This window comes from Streptomyces griseosporeus, assembly GCF_014656055.1.
Lineage (GTDB): Bacteria > Actinomycetota > Actinomycetes > Streptomycetales > Streptomycetaceae > Streptomyces > Streptomyces griseosporeus.
In genome coordinates this window covers 317,471-333,967 of the sequence record NZ_BNBR01000005.1, presented here as the reverse complement: position 1 = coordinate 333,967, position 16,497 = coordinate 317,471, and the positions used below count along the sequence as shown (strand labels likewise).

Sequence of the window (16,497 nt, the reverse complement as noted above, 5' to 3'; positions counted from 1 at the left end):
CAACGACCGGAAGCAGGCCTTCCGACCTGCTGTGATCAGCCCTACACGGCGTCAGCCCTGCAAGGGATCAGCCGTACATCCGCCGCATCGCGAACTCGACCATCTGCTCGACGGCCTTCGCATCGAAGACCATGCGGTGCTCGCCCTCCATGTCGAGGACGAAGCCGTACCCGGTCGGGAGCAGGTCGATGACCTCCGCGCCCGTGATCACGAAGTACTTGGACTCCTTGCCCGCGTACCGGCGCAGCTCCTTCAGCGAGGTGAACATGGGGATCACCGGCTGCTGGGTGTTGTGCAGGGCGAGGAAGCCGGGGGTGTCACCGCGCGGGCAGTACACCTTCGAGGTGGCGAAGATCTGCTGGAAGTCCTCGGCGGACATCTGACCGGTGGTGAAGGCGCGCACCGCGTCCGCGAGCGAGGGCGGGGACGGCTCGGGGTACAGCGGCGGCTGCTGCCCGTAGCCGCCGGACATCGGCTGCTGGGGCGCGGCGTACTGCTGCTGAGCACCGACGTTCTGTTCGTAGCCGTACATGGCCCAAAGAGTAACGAGTCACAGATGGCCGGTTCGGGGTTGCGTCTTATTACTGACGGGTAGCATCATCGTAGCTACTTGTTGGTACGTGAACTAGCGCGAGGATCCAGTGCCTCGCCGATCTCTCTACGGAGCCGGGAGCCGTCGCCATGGGGCACTACAAGTCGAATCTCCGCGACATCGAGTTCAACCTCTTCGAAGTACTCGGCCGCGACAAGGTCTACGGCTCGGGTCCGTTCGAGGAGATGGACGTCGAGACCGCCAAGAGCGTCCTGGAGGAGCTGACCCGCCTCTCCGAGAACGAGCTGGCCGCGTCCTTCACCGACGCCGACCGCAACCCGCCGGTCTTCGACCCGGAGACCAACACCGCGCCGGTCCCCGCGTCCTTCAAGAAGAGCTACCAGGCCTTCATGGACTCCGAGTACTGGCGCCTCGGCATCCCCGAGGAGATCGGCGGCACCACCTCGCCGCGCTCCCTGATCTGGGCCTACGCCGAGCTGATCCTGGGCGCCAACCCGGCCGTGTGGATGTACTCCTCCGGCCCGGCGTTCGCCGGCATCCTCTTCGACGAGGGCAACGAGGTCCAGAAGCACATCGCCAAGATCGCCGTCGAGAAGCAGTGGGGCTCCACCATGGTCCTCACCGAGCCGGACGCCGGCTCGGACGTGGGCGCCGGCCGCACCAAGGCCGTGCAGCAGGAGGACGGCTCCTGGCACATCGAGGGCGTGAAGCGCTTCATCACCTCCGGTGAGCACGACATGTCGGAGAACATCCTCCACTACGTGCTGGCGCGCCCCGAGGGCGCCGGCCCCGGCACCAAGGGCCTGTCCCTCTTCCTCGTCCCGAAGTACCTCTTCGACTTCGAGACCGGCGAGCTGGGCGAGCGCAACGGCGTCTACGCCACCAACGTCGAGCACAAGATGGGCCTGAAGGCCTCCAACACGTGCGAGATGACCTTCGGCGACAAGCACCCCGCCAAGGGCTGGCTGATCGGCGACAAGCACGACGGCATCCGCCAGATGTTCCGCATCATCGAGTTCGCCCGCATGATGGTCGGCACGAAGGCGATCTCCACGCTGTCCACCGGCTACCTCAACGCGCTGGAGTACGCCAAGGAGCGCGTCCAGGGCCCGGATCTGGCCAACTTCATGGACAAGACCGCGCCCAAGGTCACCATCACCCACCACCCCGACGTGCGCCGCTCCCTGATGACGCAGAAGGCGTACGCGGAGGGCATGCGCGCCCTGGTGATGTACACCGCCTCGATCCAGGACGCCATCCAGATCAAGGAGGCGAACGGCGAGGACGCCAAGACCGAGCACGCGCTGAACGACCTGCTCCTGCCGATCGTCAAGGGCTACGGCTCCGAGAAGGCCTACGAGCTGCTCGCCCAGTCGCTGCAGACCTTCGGCGGCTCCGGCTTCCTGCAGGAGTACCCGATCGAGCAGTACATCCGCGACTCCAAGATCGACACCCTGTACGAGGGCACCACGGCCATCCAGGGCCAGGACTTCTTCTTCCGGAAGATCGTCCGCAACCAGGGCGCGGCCCTGAACTCCCTCGCCGAGGACATCAAGAAGTTCCTCGCCCTCGGCACCGGCGGCGAGGAGCTGGCGGGCGCCCGCGAGCACCTGGCCAAGGCCGCCGTGGAGCTGGAGGCGATCGTCGGTGTGATGCTGACCGACCTCGCCGCCACCGAGCAGGACACCAAGAACATCTACAAGGTGGGCCTGAACACCACCCGTCTGCTCATGGCCTCCGGTGACGTCGTCGTCGGCTACCTGCTGCTCAAGGGCGCCGCGATCGCCGCCGAGAAGCTGCCGACGGCCTCCGCCAAGGACAAGGTCTTCTACACCGGCAAGATCGCCGCGGCCAAGTTCTTCGCCGCGAACGTCCTGCCCGGCGTCACCTGCGCCCGCAAGATCGCCGAGGGCGTCGACCTGGACCTGATGGAGCTGGACGAGGCCGCGTTCTAGTCCTCCACACTCTTCTTACGAGGGCCCGCTCCCACGGCCGGGAGCGGGCCCTCGTCCGTCGTTAAGGTGAACCCCATGAGCGAACCAGCCCGCTTCGACCGCGGCCACACCGACGACCTGATGACCTTCCTGGCGGCCTGCCCGTCGCCGTACCACGCCGTGGCGAACGCCGCGCAGCGGCTGGAGAAGGCAGGGTTCCGGCAGGTCGCCGAGACGGACGCCTGGGACGGGACGAGCGGCGGCAAGTACGTGCTGCGCGGCGGCGCGATCGTGGCCTGGTACGTCCCCGAGGGCGCCGCCCCCCACACGCCGTACCGGATCGTCGGCGCGCACACCGACTCCCCCAACCTGCGCGTCAAGCCGCTGCCCGACGCGGGGGCGCACGGCTGGCGTCAGGTCGCCGTCGAGATCTACGGCGGGCCCCTGCTGAACTCCTGGCTCGACCGCGACCTGGGCCTGGCCGGCCGGCTCACCCTGCGGGACGGCTCCACCCGCCTGGTGAACGTCGACCGGCCGCTGCTGCGCGTGCCGCAGCTCGCCATCCACCTGGACCGCTCGGTCACCGCCGAGGGCCTCAAGCTCGACAAGCAGCGCCACCTCCAGCCCGTGTGGGGCCTCGGCGACGACGTGCGCGACGGCGACCTGATCGCCTTCCTGGAGGAGGAGGCCGGGCTGCCGTCCGGCGAGGTCACCGGCTGGGACCTGATGGTCCACTCCGTGGAACCCCCCGCCCACCTGGGCCGCGACCGCGAACTCGTCGCCGGTCCGCGCATGGACAACCTGCTGTCGGTGCACGCGGCGGTGGCGGCGCTGGCCGCGGTGGCCGGACGCGACGACCTGCCGTACATCCCGGTCCTGGCCGCCTTCGACCACGAGGAGAACGGCTCGCAGTCCGACACCGGCGCCGACGGCCCGCTCCTCGGCGACGTGCTGACCCGCTCGGTGTTCGCGCGCGGCGGCACCTACGAGGACCGGGCCCGCTCCTTCGCGGGCACGGTCTGCCTGTCCTCCGACACCGGGCACGCCGTCCACCCCAACTACGCCGAGCGGCACGACCCGACGCACCACCCGCGCGTCAACGGCGGCCCCATCCTCAAGGTCAACGTCAACAACCGCTACGCGACCGACGGTTCGGGCCGCGCGATCTGGGCGGCGGCCTGCGAGAAGGCCCAGGTGCCCTTCCAGTCCTTCGTCTCCAACAACTCCATGCCCTGCGGCACCACGATCGGCCCCATCACCGCGGCCCGGCACGGCATCCGCACGGTCGACATCGGCGTGGCGATCCTCTCCATGCACAGCGCGCGGGAGTTGTGCGGCGTGGACGACCCGCATCTGCTGGCGAACGCGCTGGTGGCGTTCCTGGAGGGATAGTCAACCCGCGGCGCCTGCATGGGAGCTGTCCGGCCGGGTACACGGGTTGCACCGCTAAGACCGGACAGGGAGGCGACTACTCATGGGCCTCGGCGGCTGCATACTTCTCATCGCCGTGGGAGCCATCCTCGCGTTCGCGACCGACTGGCACGTGGAGGGAGTCAACGTCACCCTCGTCGGCGTCATCCTGATGGCCGTCGGCCTGATCGGCGTCGCGACCTTCAGCGGCATCGCCCGGCGCCGCCGGGTCGTCGTGCCGCCCGCCACGCCGGTCATCGAAGAGGAGCGGACCCACCACCATCACACCCGGGACGGGTACAGCGACGGCTACGGCGTCTGACCCCACCCCCGGCCGTCTCCACCTGCCAGGACCAGGGGCAGCCGGTCCGCGCCACCCTCGGTGAGCCGGACCGGGACGTCCCAGTCCCGACGGTGGAGGCGGCAGGCCGGGTGCACGGCGTCGGGGTCGTCGTCACAGGACGCGGCCACGGCCGACACATGCAGGACGCCCCGCCCGACGGCGGGGTCGAGTTCGAGGGCGCGGGCGAGATCGATGCCCGCGCCCTCGCCCTTGCGCAGCAGCGCGGGCGGCGTGGCGGAGACCAGGAGCCGCGTCGCGGGGCCGTACCGGGTGTCCGGCTTCTGACCGGGCGGCGCGTGGAAGACCACGTCCAGAAGCAGGCTGCTGCCCGGCGCGACCTCCATCACCTCGCACCGGGTGCGGCCGGCGACCGCCGCCGTCCTCAGCACCTCCTCCGGCAGCCGCAGGCGGGTCAGCCGGTGCCGGGCCGACTCCACGACCACGATGTCCCCGCCGACGAGCACCGCGTCGCTCGGCTCCCGCAGATCCGTGGCGAGGGTCGTCACCTCGCCGGTGGCGGGGTCGTACCGGCGCAGGGCGTGGTTGTAGGTGTCGCACACCGCCACCGAGCCGTCGGGCAGCGCCGTCACCCCCAACGGGTGCTGGAAGAGCGCCTGGCCCGCGGTGCCGTCGCGGTGTCCGAAGGCGAACAGGCCGGTGCCGGCGGCGGTGCGGACGCTGCCGTCGGGCTCCACCCAGCGCAGCGCGGACGACTCCGAGTCGGCGAGCCACAGCCGCTCCGGCGTCGCGGCGAGCCCCGAGGGCTGCGCGAACAGGGCCTCGGCGCCCGGCCCGTCGACCAGCCCCTCGTCGGTCGTACCGGCGGTGACGGCGACCGTCCGCTCCCCCGGGTCGTACGCCCACAGCTGGTGCACGCCCGCCATCGCGATCCACACCCGCCCCTGCCACCAGGCCACGTCCCACGGCGAGGACAGGTCGGCCCGGTGGGCGGGCCCGGACGTCGGGCTGCCCCGCCGCCACGGGCGGCCGGTGCCTGCGAGCGTCGTCACCTCGCCGCTCGCGGGGTCGAGGCGGCGCAGGGCGTGGTTCACGGTGTCGGCGACGACGACCGAGCCGTCGTCGAGGAGGGCGAGGCCCTGCGGCTCGTTGAAGGAGGCCCGGTCGGCCGGCCCGTCGGCGAACCCGCGCGCACCCGAGCCGAAGCGCCGTACGACGCTCTCCCCGTCCGCCTCCAGCTCCACCAGCTGGTGCCGGGTGGTGTCGCTGACCAGGAAGGTCCCCGACGGCAGGACGACCGCCTTGCCGGGGAAGCGCAGGGTGGTCGGGGCGGGCTCCGGCGCCGCGTACGGCCCGTCGCCGCGCCGCAGCGTCCCCTTGGCCGCGTGTTCCGCCTCCAGCTTCCGCACGAGCCGCTCGATGGCGGGCACATGCCCTTCACCGGCGTACTGGGCGACGACGTACCCCTCCGGGTCCACCACGACCAGCGTCGGCCAGGCCCGCACGGCGTACTGCTGCCAGGTCGCCAGCTCCGGGTCGTCGAGCACCGGGTGCGTGACGCCGTACCGCTCCACGGCGTCCGCCACCGCCGCGTGCTCGGTCTCGTGCGGGAACTTCGGCGAGTGCACGCCGATCACCACCACGGTGTCCGGGTGCTTCGCCTCCAGCTCGCGCAGCTCGTCGATCGCGTGCAGGCAGTTGACGCAGCAGAAGGTCCAGAAGTCGAGTACGACGATCCGCCCCCGCAGCCCGGCGAGCGTCAGCTCCTCGCCGCCCGTGTTGAGCCAGCCGCCTGTGCCGGACAGTCCGGGGGCGCGGACGCGGGCGCCGCGGCGGGGTGTGGGGCGGGTCATGGGTCAAGGGTGCCAGCCCCTGCGGGGCGCCGGGCTGTCCTCGCAGGTGGGGCGGGCCGTGGTTGTCCGGGACTGTCCGGGACACGGGGAATCCGTTGTCGGGGGTGGCGGGGCGCTGGCAGCGTCTGGGGCGCCCCGGCCGACCGGTCCGATCGATCCGGTCCGGTCCGACCGATCCAGTCCGTTCCGACCGATCCGGTCCGGGGCAGTCCATAACAGCGACTTCAGGAGTGAACGCATGCGTGTTCGTCATGCCCTGCTGGGCACCCTCGCCGGCGCGGCCCTCGTCGTGGGCGGCCTCGCCGCACCCGCCGCCCAGGCGGCCGGGTCCGGGGCCGCCGCGGTCACCTGCGGCAACGCGTACTGGCCGCACCACGACTACGACTCCGGCTCCGGGACCGTCACCAAGTCCGGCAGCGCCGCCGTCCACACGGGCCCGTACGGAGCCTGCACGACCGTCGGATACGTGTCCGAGGGCGCCCGCGTCACCTACGACTGCTACGTCGTCAACGACTACGGCAACACCTGGACCTGGGTGCGCGACGCCAACGGCAGCAGCCTGGGCTGGATCTACGACGCCTATCTCAGCAACGGCGGGGCCACGTCCCGCTGCTGACCTGCCGTCGGGGCGGCTCAGCCCTTCGCGGCAGCGATCAGGTACCGCTGGGCCGCCGAGCCGTCGCACGTCTGGACGACCGCCTCGGTGCCGGGTCCCGCGTCCGGGTCTGCGGCTCCCAGGCATCGGTGGGTGTCGACGGTGAGCACGTACGACTGGGGGGCGGCTGACGAGGAGGGCGTCGCCGGCGACGAGGGGGACGGTGACGCGGCCCGCAGGACGCGGAAGCGGGTCGCGGAGGAGCAGTCGTTCCGCGGCTCCAGCAGGCCCGCGAGCCGCTCGCCGGTCAGCTCGGCCAGGCAGCCGACGCCGTGCTTCGGGTGCCGGAAGCTCAGGCGGTACGTGCCGTCGCCGGCCGGCACCAGCTCGGTGACGGGCGGCACGGCCTGCGCGCAGGTCCGGTGCACGGCCACCTGGGAGTCGTAGCGGCCGTCCCGGGTGAAGCCGTCGGTCAGGCACAGCGCGGGGGAGCGGACCGGCCGGATCCGCACTGGGCCGCGCGGCAGCACGGGTGGGGCCGTGCTCGCCGTGCCGCGGGCCGCGCCGGCCGTCGCCGTGGTGCCGGGGTCCGTCAGCTCCCGCGCGCCGAGTGCCGCCAGCAGGAGGCCGGTGACCACGGCGACGGCGGCGAGCGGCAGGCGCCAGGCTCGGGGGATACGGCGCCACAACCGCGGCAGGGGCGGCAGTCGCGGTGTGCGACGTGCGGCCGGATCTTCGGGGGAGGGTCCGGTCGCACCGCCCGGGCGGGGGTCACCGCCGGGTGCTCCGGCCGTGCGGGGGGCGGCCGGAGCACCCGCGGTGCCCGGGGTGCCAGCGGTGCCTGGGCTGCCCGCCGGGCCCGCGACGAGCCGGGCGGGCAGGGCGAGGCGGTCGCGGGCGGCCAGCCATGCGGGCACCCGGTCCTCGCCCTCGCAGGCCCGTACGAAGGCGGCCACGAGGTCGGCCCGGGGCAGGGCGTCCCGGGCCAGCGCGTTGGCGAGCGTGCTCTTGGCCAGGACGTCACCGTGGGCCGCCGCCCGGGCCTCCAGCTCCCGGTAGGTCAGTCCGGACCGCTCCTTCGCCACCCGCATCAGCTCGACGAACTCGGCGGCGTCGGAGGCGTCCTCGGGCTCTAAACGGGGGCTTGGGCTTTCCATGCCGTCTATGTCACGGCAGCCCAGGCGGCAGCACAATCCACGATCACGTCAATCGCCCGCCCCGTTCCGCCATGTTCACCACGCTCAGGTCAGCGCATGACCGGTCGTCGCGTCCACGTGGTCGGGCACGTCCTCGTGGCGGTCGCCGACGGTGAGCGTGCCGGTGGGTTCGAAGAGCAGGATCTCGGTGGGCACGGGCGCGTACGGCTTGTGCTCGGTGCCGCGGGGGACGGTGAAGACCGAGCCACGGGGGAGCACGACGGTGCGCTCACCGGCCGCCTCCCGCAGGCCGATGCGCAGCTCGCCGCTCAGGACCAGGAAGAACTCGTCGGTGTGGTCGTGGACGTGCCAGACATGGTCGCCCTCGACCTTCGCGACGCGGACGTCGTAGTCGTTGACGGCGGTGACGATGCGCGGGCTCCACTGCTCGGTGAAGGAGCCGAGCGCGGAGGCCAGGGAGATCGGCTCGGAGACCGGCCCGGAGTGCGGTTCGCTGTTCATGCCGCCATCCTGGGGGCGGCGCGCCCGGCGGACGAGTGCTAGAAATCGCACATGCCGCAAGGATCCTCTCAACCGGCGCGCACCCACCGGGTCGCGGTGATCGTCGACACGGGGACCAACCCGTTCGAGGTCGGTGTCGCGACCGAACTGTTCGGGCTGCCCCGCCCCGAGCTGGGCCTGGAGCGGCCCGCGTACGAGGTGACGCTGTGCGCGCCGGACGGCGTGGTGCGGATGAACCACGGGTTCTTCACCCTGACCGGGGTGCCCTCTCTGGACGCCGTGGACGAGGCCGACACGCTCGTCGTGCCGGGCCGGCCCGACAACGTCGTCCCGCGCGTCCCCGCCGTCCTGGACGCCATCCGCCGCACGCACGCGCGGGGCGCACGCGTCGTCAGCTTCTGCACCGGCACGTTCGCGCTCGCCGAGGCGGGGCTGCTGGACGGGCGGCGGGCCACCACGCACTGGCGCTGGGAGCAGGACTTCCGGGAGCTGCATCCCAAGGTGCTGCTGGAACCGGACGTGCTGTTCGTCGACGAGGGCGACGTGCTGACCGCCGCCGGGAGCGCCGCCGCGCTCGACCTGGGGCTGCACATCTGGCGGCAGGACCACGGCGCCGAGATCGCCAACCAGGTCTCCCGCCGGCTGGTCTTCGCCGCCCACCGGGACGGCGGGCAGCGGCAGTTCGTGGAGCGGCCGGTGCCCGAGGTGCGGGACGAGTCGCTGGGGCCGGTGCTGTCCTGGGCGCAGGAACGCCTCGACCAGCCGCTGACCGTGGCCGACCTGGCGGCCCGCGCGCGGGTCAGCCCCGCCACGCTCCACCGGCGCTTCCGCGCCCAGCTCGGTACGACGCCGCTGGCCTGGCTGATCGGCGAGCGTGTCACCCTCGCCCGGCGGCTCATCGAACGCGGCGAGGAACGGCTCGACGTGGTCGCGGCCCGCAGCGGCCTCGGTACGGCGGCCAACCTGCGGGCGCGGCTGCGCCGCGAGACGGGGCTCAGCCCGTCGGCCTACCGGCGGCGTTTCGGCACGGCCGCCGGGGAAGCGGTGAATCCATGAGATACCTCGTACGGGAACGGCTTCTCGGCATCGGCGACGACTACTGGATCGAGGACGACCGCGGCGAGAAGGTGTTCCTCGTCGACGGCAAGGCGATGCGGCTGCGGGACACCTTCGAGCTGAAGGACACGCAGGGCCGCGTGCTGATCGACGTCCACCAGAAGATGTTCGCGCTGCGCGACACCATGGTCATCGAGCGGGACGGGGAGCCGCTGGCGCGGATCCGCCGCAAACGCCTCTCGCTGCTCCGCAACCACTACCGCGTCTCCCTCGTCGACGGCACGGAACTCGACGTCAGCGGCAAGATCCTCGACCGCGAGTTCGCCATCGAGTACGACGGCGAACTCCTCGCCGTCATCTCCCGCCGCTGGCTCCACGTCCGCGACACCTACGGCCTCGACGTCGTCCGCGACGACGCGGACCCGGCGCTGCTGATCGCGGTGGCGGTGTGCGTCATCCAACTGGCGGAAAAATCAGACGAGGACGACTGATCGCCTGCGTAGCTGCGGGCAGTCGTGCCGCCAGGGGCGGCACGGGTGGGCGCAGCGGCACCCCGTAGCGCCGGGCCGCGCGACCCACCCCCGGCCCGCACCGACGCCGACCGGCACACGTCACCGACGCGGCGCCGCGACCCCCAACACCCGATCCTTCAGCGCCGGGAACTGTTCCCGCGTCACCCCCACCTTCCCGGCGTCGAAGGACACCCGCAGCACCTCCTCACCGGCCCCGGCCTCCCCCAGCACCTCCCCCCACGGATCCACCACGATCGAGTGACCCGCCTGCGGAACTCCCGCATGCGTCCCAGCCGTTCCACACGCAAGGACGAACGCCTGGTTCTCCACCGCCCGCGCCCGGGCCAGCAGCGTCCAGTGCCCCCGCCGCCGCTCCGGCCACCCCGCCGGAATCACCAGCACCTCGGCACCACCGTCGACAAGCCCACGGAAGAGTTCAGGGAAACGGAGGTCGTAACAGGTGGCCAGTCCCAGCGTCGTCGACGGCAGACGCACCGTCACCAGCTCCCGCCCCGCCCCCATCAGCACGGCCTCACCCTTGTCGAAGCCGAAGCGGTGGATCTTGCGGTAGGAGGCGGCCAGCTCACCGGAAGGAGAGAAGACGAGCGACGTGTTGTACAGCGCCCCCTCGGCGTCCCGCTCGGGAACGGACCCGGCATGCAGCCACACCCCGGCATCGGCGGCCGCCCCGGCCATCGCCTCGTACGTCGGCCCCCGCAGCGGCTCCGCCTCCGCGCCGAACTGCTCATAGGCGAAGGCCCCGGTGGTCCACAGCTCGGGCAGGACGACGAGGTCGGCCGACCCCGCCTGCTCCCGCACCAGCGCGGCGGCCCGCTCCCGCCGCGAGTCGACCGATTCGTCCTCGCTTACGGCGATCTGGATGAGGGAAGCGCGCACAGTACCACCGTCCTGGCCTCGAACCGTCCCCGAGGGCGTCCACACGGATGTCCACACAGGCCTACGATCGTCACACGAAAGCACTGCCGGGGTGCCTCAGAGCAGCGTAACTTAGCGTTTCGAGACACCCGCCGAGTGTGCCGCCTCCCGCTGGCAACGCCGCCACAACCTGCCCGTGTACCGACCGCCGAGGGGTCCCGTTCCGTGAGTCTGCATCCCACTCTCCAGCCCTACGCCGATGCCTGGACCCACTCCGTCGAAGCGATATCCGAGCTGGTGCAGCCGCTGGTCGAGGCAGACTGGAACCGCCGTACGCCGTGCCCGGGCTGGTCGGTGCGCGACATCGTGTCGCATGTCATCGGCCTGGACTGCGAGATGCTCGGCGACCCGCGCCCGATCCACACCCTGCCGCGGGACCTGTTCCACGTCACCAACGACCACCAGCGCTACATGGAGATGCAGGTCGACGTGCGCCGCCACCACACGGCGCCGGAGATGACGTCCGAGCTGGAGTACACGATCATCCGCCGCAACCGCCAGCTGCGGAACGACTCCCGCGACCCGGGCACCAAGGTGCGCGGCCCGCTCGGCACCGAGCTGACGCTGGAGGAGTCGATGCGCAACCACGCGTTCGACGTGTGGGTGCACGAGCAGGACCTGCGCACCGCTCTCGGCCGTCCGGGCAACCTCGACTCCCCCGGCGCGCACGTGGCGCGGGACGTGCTCCTCGACGCCCTGCCGCACGTGGTGGCCGAGCGGGCGCAGGCGCCCCGCAGTTCGGCGGTCGTCTTCGATGTGCACGGCCCGGTGGAGTTCCTGCGCACGATCCGCATCGACTTCCAGGGCCGCGGCACGCTGGAGACGGCCCCCGCGCTCGGCCCGGCGGCCGCGCTCACCATGGACTGGGAGACGTACGTCCGGCTGGCGTGCGGCCGTATCACCCCGGACCAGGCGGCGGACCGGCTGAAGGTGGAGGGCGACCCGGACCTGACGTCGGCGATCCTGCGCAACTTCACGGTGACGCCGTGACCGGCTGACCGGCCGACCGGTACCGGCCGACCGGCTTCTCGGTGTCGCCGTGGCGCGACCTGCCGCCTCGCCTACGCCGGGACGTGCACCGTCTCCACCCGGCTCGCCACCAGCCGCTCCCGCTCCCTGCGGGCCGCCCGCCGGCGCAGCCGCAGGATCTGGCTGACGCCGACCGCCTGGAGCACGAACACGGCGGAGAACGCGACGGTGTAGTCGTCGCCGGTCGCGTCCAGCAGCACGCCCACCGCGAACAGCGTCGTCATGGAGGCGACGAAGCCGCCCATGTTCGTGATCCCGGACGCGGTGCCCTGCCGCTCCGGCGGGTTCGCGGGCCGCGCGAAGTCGAAGCCGATCATGGACGCCGGCCCGCACGCCCCGAGCACCACGCACAGCGTGAGCAGCAGCCACATCGGCGCCCGGTCGGCGGAGGCCAGCGCGGACCAGCCGAGCGTCACCGCCCACAGCAGCGCCGTGGCGGCCACGGTGCCGAGCGCCAGCGGCAGCCGGGCCTCGTGGTGCCGGGCGACGATCTGGCCGTAGACGAGGCCGACGACCATGTTGGACAGCACGACCAGGGTGAGCAGTTCACCGGCCGTGGCCCGGCTCAGCCCCTGCGCCTCGACGAGGAACGGCAGGCCCCACAGCAGCAGGAACACCATCGCCGGGAACTGGGTGGTGAAGTGCACCCACAGGCCCAGCCGCGTCCCCGGCTCCCGCCAGGAGGCGGCGATCTGCCGCCGTACGTACGCGGCGCCCTGGTGCGGCACCGGCGCGGGCTCGTGGCCCTCGGGGTGGTCCTTCAGGAAGAGGAACACCAGCACCAGCACCACGGCCCCGGCCAGCGCGCTGCCGCCGAACGCCGCGGTCCAGCCGACGCCGTGCAGCAGCCGGGCGAGCAGCAGCGTGGAGACGAGGTTGCCGGCCATGCCGACGAGCCCGGCGAGCTGGGCGACGAGCGGGCCGCGCCGGGCCGGGAACCAGCGCCCGCCCAGCCGCAGCACGCTGATGAAGGTCAGCGCGTCACCGCAGCCGAGCAGCGCGCGGGAGGCGAGGGCGGTGCCGTACGACGGGGAGAAGGCGAAGCCGAGCTGGCCGGCCGTGAACAGCACCGTGCCGAGGGCCAGGACCTTCTTGGTGCCGAGCCGGTCGACGAGGAGGCCGACGGGTATCTGCATCCCGGCGTAGACCAGCAGCTGGAGGATGGAGAAGGTGGACAGGGCGGAGGCGCCGACGTCGAAGCGCTCGACGGCGTCCAGTCCCGCGACGCCGAGCGAGGTCCGGAAGATGACGGCGACGAAGTAGACCGAGACGCCGATGCCCCACATGGCGATCGCGCGCCGGCCGCCGGGCGGATCGCCGGGCAGGGCGCCGCACGGGGCGGACGAGGCGGAGCTCATCGCACCTCCCCGCGGGCCAGGTGGGAGAACCAGCCGACGTGCCGGTGGACGACGCCGACGGCCGCCTCGGCGTCGCCGGAGCGCAGCGCCGCGAGGATCTCCTCGTGCTCGGCGAGGGTCTTGGCGATGCGGTCGGGGTGGGAGTGCATGACGGCGACGCCCATCCGCAGCTGGCGGTCGCGGAGCTGGTCGTAGAGCCGGGAGAGGATCTCGTTGCCGCCGCTGCGGACGATCTCGGCGTGGAAGCAGCGGTCGGTGACGGCCGCGGCGGCGAGGTCACCGGCGGCGGCCTGCGCCTTCTGCTTCGCGAGCAGCTCCTCCAGGCGCTCGATCAGCCCGGCGGGGGCGGGTACGGCCTTGCGGGCGGCGTGTTCCTCGACCAGCAGGCGGGTCTCGACGACGTCGGCGATCTCCTGCGCGGAGACGGGCAGGACCAGGGCGCCCTTCTTCGGGTAGAGCTTGATCAGCCCCTCCACCTCCAGCCGCAGCAGCGCCTCGCGCACGGGCGTGCGGGAGACGCCGACGGCCTCGGCCAGCTCGCCCTCGGTGAGGAGGGTGCCGCCCTCGTAGCGGCGGTCGAGGACGCCCTGCTTGACGTGGCTGTAGACGCGGTCGGCGGCGGGGGGCTGCTTCACGGGGGCGGGCCGGTCGGCGGGTGCGGTCGGGGCGGCTGCTGGCATGCCGACAGCATAGATACAACACGTACGCATCAGCGATGCCCGTCCACGATACGGACGTCGTTTCACCCGCCCCGGCGATCTTCCGCGATTCCCTTGATTTCCCCGGTCTCCCAGCGCAACCATCCGCGCCGGATACGAGTCACACACATGCGGCCCGACCAGCCTTCCCCTCAACTGGGCCGCTTTTCAGGGGCATTTCGACTCAAATCGGGGTAACTCCGTTGATTAATGCCATGTACGGCACCCAGGGCGCACGTCTGCGCAGAGCCGCCGCGGTCACCCTCACCGCGGGCGCGATGCTCGCCACCGGCGCCGTCGCCGCGGCGCCCGCGCAGGCCGTCACGACGCCGTCCATCGCCGCCAAGGGCGGCTACGTCATGAACGACGCCAACGGCGCGTCGCTGTACACCAAGTACGCCGACACGCGCCGCTCCACCGGCTCCACGACGAAGATCATGACCGCGAAGGTCGTGCTGTCGCAGCCGAACCTCAACCTGGACGCCAAGGTCACCATCCAGAAGGCGTACAGCGACTACGTGGTGTCGAAGAACGCCTCCCAGGCCCACCTGATCGTGGGCGACAAGGTCACCGTCCGCCAGCTGCTGTACGGCCTGATGCTGCCGTCCGGCTGCGACGCCGCGTACGCCCTCGCCGACAAGTTCGGCTCCGGCACCACGCGGGCCGCGCGCGTGAAGTCGTTCATCGGCAAGATGAACACCACCGCGAGGAGCCTGGGCCTGAAGAACACCCACTTCGACTCCTTCGACGGCATCGGCAACGGCTCCAACTACTCGACGCCGCGCGACCTGACGAAGATCGCGAGCAGTGCGATGAAGAACTCCACCTTCCGCACGATCGTCAAGACGAAGAAGTACACGGCGAAGACCATCACCAAGACGGGCAGCACCCGCACGATGGGCGCCTGGACCAACACCAACACCCTGTTGTCCAGCTACAGCGGCGCCATCGGCGTGAAGACCGGCTCCGGCCCCGAGGCCAAGTACTGCCTGGTCTTCGCCGCGACCCGCAACGGCAAGACGGTCATCGGCACGGTCCTCGCCTCCACCTCCACCACCCAGCGAGCCACAGACGCCACCAAGCTCCTGAACTACGGCTTCGCCCGCCTGGGCTGATCCCGCAACGGGACGACGACGGGGCCCGCCACCGTGGCTGAACCACGGTGGCGGGCCCCGTTCGTTGCCCGGGCGTCACGCCCAGGTCATCAGGCGTTTCGGCTGTTCCAGGATGGCTGCCACGTCGGCCAGGACCTTCGAGCCCAGTTCGCCGTCGACCAGGCGGTGGTCGAAGGACAGGGCCAGCGTGGTGACCTGGCGGGGCTTCACCTTGCCCTTGTGGACCCACGGCTGGAGCTTGATCGCGCCGACCGCGAGGATCGCCGACTCGCCGGGGTTGAGGATCGGCGTGCCGGTGTCGACGCCGAAGACGCCGACGTTGGTGATGGTCACCGTGCCGCCCTGCATCGCCGCGGGGGACGTCTTGCCCTCGCGGGCCGTCGCGACCAGGTCCGACAGGGCGTCGGCCAGCTCGGGCAGGGTCTTGGCGTGCGCGTCCTTGATGTTCGGGACGATCAGGCCGCGCGGGGTGGCCGCCGCGATGCCCAGGTTCACGTAGTGCTTGACCACGATCTCCTGCGCCGCCTCGTCCCAGGACGCGTTGATGTCCGGGTTGCGGCGGATCGCCAGCAGCAGCGCCTTCGCGATCAGCAGGAGCGGGTTCACGCGCCGGCCCGCGAACTCCTTGTCCTGCTTCAGCTCCTCGACCAGCTTCATCGTGCGCGTCACGTCCACGGTGACGAACTCCGTCACGTGCGGCGCGGTGAACGCCGACCCGACCATCGCCGCCGCCGTCGCCTTGCGCACGCCCTTGACCGGGATGCGGGTCTCGCGCGCGGTGTCGTACGACGCGGCGGGAGCGGCGGCGGGCACGGGCTGGGTGACGGGTGCCGTCGGGGCCTCGGGCGCCGGGGCCTGCTGCGGGGCCGCCGCCTTGTGGACGTCTTCGCGGGTGATGATGCCGTCCGGGCCGGTCGGGACGACCGTCGTCAGGTCGACGCCGAGGTCCTTGGCCAGCTTGCGCACCGGCGGCTTGGCCAGCGGGCGCGGACGGTCCTCCAGCGGCGCCGGGGCGTGCCCGTGCCCGTTCAGCTCCGCCTGGACGGCGGCCGCCGCCGGTTCCTGCGCGGCCGGGGCCGTCTTGCGGGGGCGGCGCTTGGTGGAGGACGCGGCCACGCCGTAGCCCACCAGGACCGGCTGGCGGCCCTGCGGGGCCTCCTCCGCCGGCTCCTCCACGGCCGGGGCGGGAGCCGCCGGCTCCTCGGCCGCCGGGGCCGAGCCGCCCGACACGTCGATCGCGATGATCGACGTGCCCACGTCGACGGTGGTGCCCTCGGGGAAGTGCAGGGCGCGCACCACACCGTCGTAGGGGATGGGCAGTTCGACGGCCGCCTTGGCCGTCTCGACCTCGCACACCACCTGGCCGTCGGTGACGGTGTCACCCGGCTGCACGTACCACTTGAGGATCTCCGCCTCCGTGAGCCCCTCGCCCACGTCCGGCATCTTGAACTCGCGTACGGACGCGTCCGTCATCGTCGTCACGACCCTC

Annotated in this window: 16 protein-coding genes; 8 read left to right on the top strand and 8 right to left on the bottom strand. The window is 71.9% G+C overall.

The annotated features are described in order from the left end of the window. Positions 1-67: 67 nt before the first annotated feature. The gene (locus IE308_RS24580; RefSeq protein WP_110629290.1) at positions 68-532 is read right to left on the bottom strand and encodes an SseB family protein; all 465 of its coding nucleotides are present in this window, start codon (positions 530-532) and stop codon (positions 68-70) included. A 149-nt stretch (positions 533-681) separates the two neighbouring features. Here IE308_RS24580 and IE308_RS24575 point away from each other — a divergent pair, with 149 nt between their 5' ends. From IE308_RS24575 to IE308_RS24565, 3 genes are all read left to right on the top strand, one after another. Beyond that, the gene (locus IE308_RS24575) at positions 682-2,508 is read left to right on the top strand and encodes an acyl-CoA dehydrogenase (RefSeq protein ID WP_110629289.1); all 1,827 of its coding nucleotides are present in this window, start codon (positions 682-684) and stop codon (positions 2,506-2,508) included. A gap of 75 nt (positions 2,509-2,583) precedes the next feature. Continuing rightward, the gene (locus IE308_RS24570; RefSeq protein WP_110629288.1) at positions 2,584-3,879 is read left to right on the top strand and encodes a M18 family aminopeptidase; all 1,296 of its coding nucleotides are present in this window, start codon (positions 2,584-2,586) and stop codon (positions 3,877-3,879) included. An 82-nt stretch (positions 3,880-3,961) separates the two neighbouring features. Continuing rightward, the gene (locus IE308_RS24565; RefSeq protein ID WP_190219584.1) at positions 3,962-4,219 is read left to right on the top strand and encodes a DUF6458 family protein; all 258 of its coding nucleotides are present in this window, start codon (positions 3,962-3,964) and stop codon (positions 4,217-4,219) included. Here the strand turns inward: IE308_RS24565 and IE308_RS24560 are convergent. Next, a complete protein-coding gene (locus IE308_RS24560; protein WP_190219583.1) occupies positions 4,207-6,051 on the bottom strand; it encodes an NHL domain-containing thioredoxin family protein in 1,845 nt (614 codons plus the stop codon). The genes IE308_RS24565 and IE308_RS24560 overlap by 13 nt on opposite strands. A 238-nt stretch (positions 6,052-6,289) precedes the next feature. Here IE308_RS24560 and IE308_RS24555 point away from each other — a divergent pair, with 238 nt between their 5' ends. After that, positions 6,290-6,667 (top strand): hypothetical protein, encoded by a 378-nt coding sequence (locus tag IE308_RS24555; RefSeq protein WP_110629285.1) that lies wholly within the window; start codon positions 6,290-6,292, stop codon positions 6,665-6,667. Positions 6,668-6,684: 17 nt separating this feature from the next. Here IE308_RS24555 and IE308_RS24550 read toward each other — a convergent pair whose 3' ends face one another. Then, positions 6,685-7,803 carry a serine/threonine-protein kinase gene (locus IE308_RS24550; protein ID WP_190219582.1) on the bottom strand — a complete coding sequence of 373 codons (1,119 nt, stop codon included), beginning with the start codon at positions 7,801-7,803 and terminating at the stop codon, positions 6,685-6,687. Positions 7,804-7,887: 84 nt separating this feature from the next. Further along, positions 7,888-8,304: a cupin domain-containing protein gene (locus tag IE308_RS24545; RefSeq protein ID WP_110629283.1), complete on the bottom strand. Its 417-nt coding sequence runs from the start codon at positions 8,302-8,304 to the stop codon at positions 7,888-7,890. 51 nt (positions 8,305-8,355) lie between these two features. Here IE308_RS24545 and IE308_RS24540 point away from each other — a divergent pair, with 51 nt between their 5' ends. Then, positions 8,356-9,360: a GlxA family transcriptional regulator gene (locus tag IE308_RS24540; protein ID WP_190219581.1), complete on the top strand. Its 1,005-nt coding sequence runs from the start codon at positions 8,356-8,358 to the stop codon at positions 9,358-9,360. Beyond that, positions 9,357-9,851, top strand: a complete 495-nt coding sequence (locus IE308_RS24535) for an LURP-one-related/scramblase family protein (protein WP_190219580.1) — start codon at positions 9,357-9,359, stop codon at positions 9,849-9,851. The genes IE308_RS24540 and IE308_RS24535 overlap by 4 nt, the downstream gene beginning before the upstream one ends. 120 nt (positions 9,852-9,971) lie before the next feature. Here IE308_RS24535 and IE308_RS24530 read toward each other — a convergent pair whose 3' ends face one another. Further along, positions 9,972-10,769 (bottom strand): carbon-nitrogen family hydrolase, encoded by a 798-nt coding sequence (locus tag IE308_RS24530; RefSeq protein ID WP_190219579.1) that lies wholly within the window; start codon positions 10,767-10,769, stop codon positions 9,972-9,974. 204 nt (positions 10,770-10,973) lie between these two features. On the opposite strand from IE308_RS24530, the gene IE308_RS24525 reads away from it, so the two are divergent. Further along, positions 10,974-11,798, top strand: a complete 825-nt coding sequence (locus tag IE308_RS24525) for a maleylpyruvate isomerase family mycothiol-dependent enzyme (RefSeq protein ID WP_190219578.1) — start codon at positions 10,974-10,976, stop codon at positions 11,796-11,798. Positions 11,799-11,869: 71 nt separating this feature from the next. Here the strand turns inward: IE308_RS24525 and IE308_RS24520 are convergent, their stop codons facing one another. Both IE308_RS24520 and IE308_RS24515 read right to left on the bottom strand, forming a co-directional pair. Then, on the bottom strand, positions 11,870-13,195 hold the full coding sequence (locus IE308_RS24520; protein WP_190219577.1) for an MFS transporter: 1,326 nt from the start codon (positions 13,193-13,195) through the stop codon (positions 11,870-11,872). Beyond that, entirely contained in the window at positions 13,192-13,875 is a 684-nt protein-coding gene (locus IE308_RS24515; RefSeq protein ID WP_190219576.1) for a GntR family transcriptional regulator, read from the bottom strand. Before IE308_RS24515 ends, IE308_RS24520 begins: the two co-directional genes overlap by 4 nt. Before the next feature lie 233 nt (positions 13,876-14,108). Between IE308_RS24515 and IE308_RS24510 the strand changes: the two genes are divergently transcribed. Continuing rightward, positions 14,109-15,008, top strand: a complete 900-nt coding sequence (locus IE308_RS24510) for a D-alanyl-D-alanine carboxypeptidase family protein (RefSeq protein WP_110629276.1) — start codon at positions 14,109-14,111, stop codon at positions 15,006-15,008. Positions 15,009-15,083: 75 nt separating this feature from the next. On the opposite strand, the gene IE308_RS24505 is transcribed toward IE308_RS24510, so the two are convergent. Then, positions 15,084-16,490, bottom strand: a complete 1,407-nt coding sequence (locus IE308_RS24505) for a dihydrolipoamide acetyltransferase family protein (RefSeq protein WP_190219575.1) — start codon at positions 16,488-16,490, stop codon at positions 15,084-15,086. Positions 16,491-16,497: the final 7 nt, after the last annotated feature.

What these genes read in the sequence shown, in the direction of transcription:
- IE308_RS24580 (WP_110629290.1), bottom strand. Translation starts at nt 532, where the DNA reads ATGTACGGCTACGAACAGAACGTCGGTGCTCAGCAGCAGTACGCCGCG.
- IE308_RS24575 (WP_110629289.1), top strand. Translation starts at nt 682, where the DNA reads ATGGGGCACTACAAGTCGAATCTCCGCGACATCGAGTTCAACCTCTTC.
- IE308_RS24570 (WP_110629288.1), top strand. Translation starts at nt 2,584, where the DNA reads ATGAGCGAACCAGCCCGCTTCGACCGCGGCCACACCGACGACCTGATG.
- IE308_RS24565 (WP_190219584.1), top strand. Translation starts at nt 3,962, where the DNA reads ATGGGCCTCGGCGGCTGCATACTTCTCATCGCCGTGGGAGCCATCCTC.
- IE308_RS24560 (WP_190219583.1), bottom strand. Translation starts at nt 6,051, where the DNA reads ATGACCCGCCCCACACCCCGCCGCGGCGCCCGCGTCCGCGCCCCCGGA.
- IE308_RS24555 (WP_110629285.1), top strand. Translation starts at nt 6,290, where the DNA reads ATGCGTGTTCGTCATGCCCTGCTGGGCACCCTCGCCGGCGCGGCCCTC.
- IE308_RS24550 (WP_190219582.1), bottom strand. Translation starts at nt 7,803, where the DNA reads ATGGAAAGCCCAAGCCCCCGTTTAGAGCCCGAGGACGCCTCCGACGCC.
- IE308_RS24545 (WP_110629283.1), bottom strand. Translation starts at nt 8,304, where the DNA reads ATGAACAGCGAACCGCACTCCGGGCCGGTCTCCGAGCCGATCTCCCTG.
- IE308_RS24540 (WP_190219581.1), top strand. Translation starts at nt 8,356, where the DNA reads ATGCCGCAAGGATCCTCTCAACCGGCGCGCACCCACCGGGTCGCGGTG.
- IE308_RS24535 (WP_190219580.1), top strand. Translation starts at nt 9,357, where the DNA reads ATGAGATACCTCGTACGGGAACGGCTTCTCGGCATCGGCGACGACTAC.
- IE308_RS24520 (WP_190219577.1), bottom strand. Translation starts at nt 13,195, where the DNA reads ATGAGCTCCGCCTCGTCCGCCCCGTGCGGCGCCCTGCCCGGCGATCCG.
- IE308_RS24515 (WP_190219576.1), bottom strand. Translation starts at nt 13,875, where the DNA reads ATGCCAGCAGCCGCCCCGACCGCACCCGCCGACCGGCCCGCCCCCGTG.
- IE308_RS24510 (WP_110629276.1), top strand. Translation starts at nt 14,109, where the DNA reads ATGTACGGCACCCAGGGCGCACGTCTGCGCAGAGCCGCCGCGGTCACC.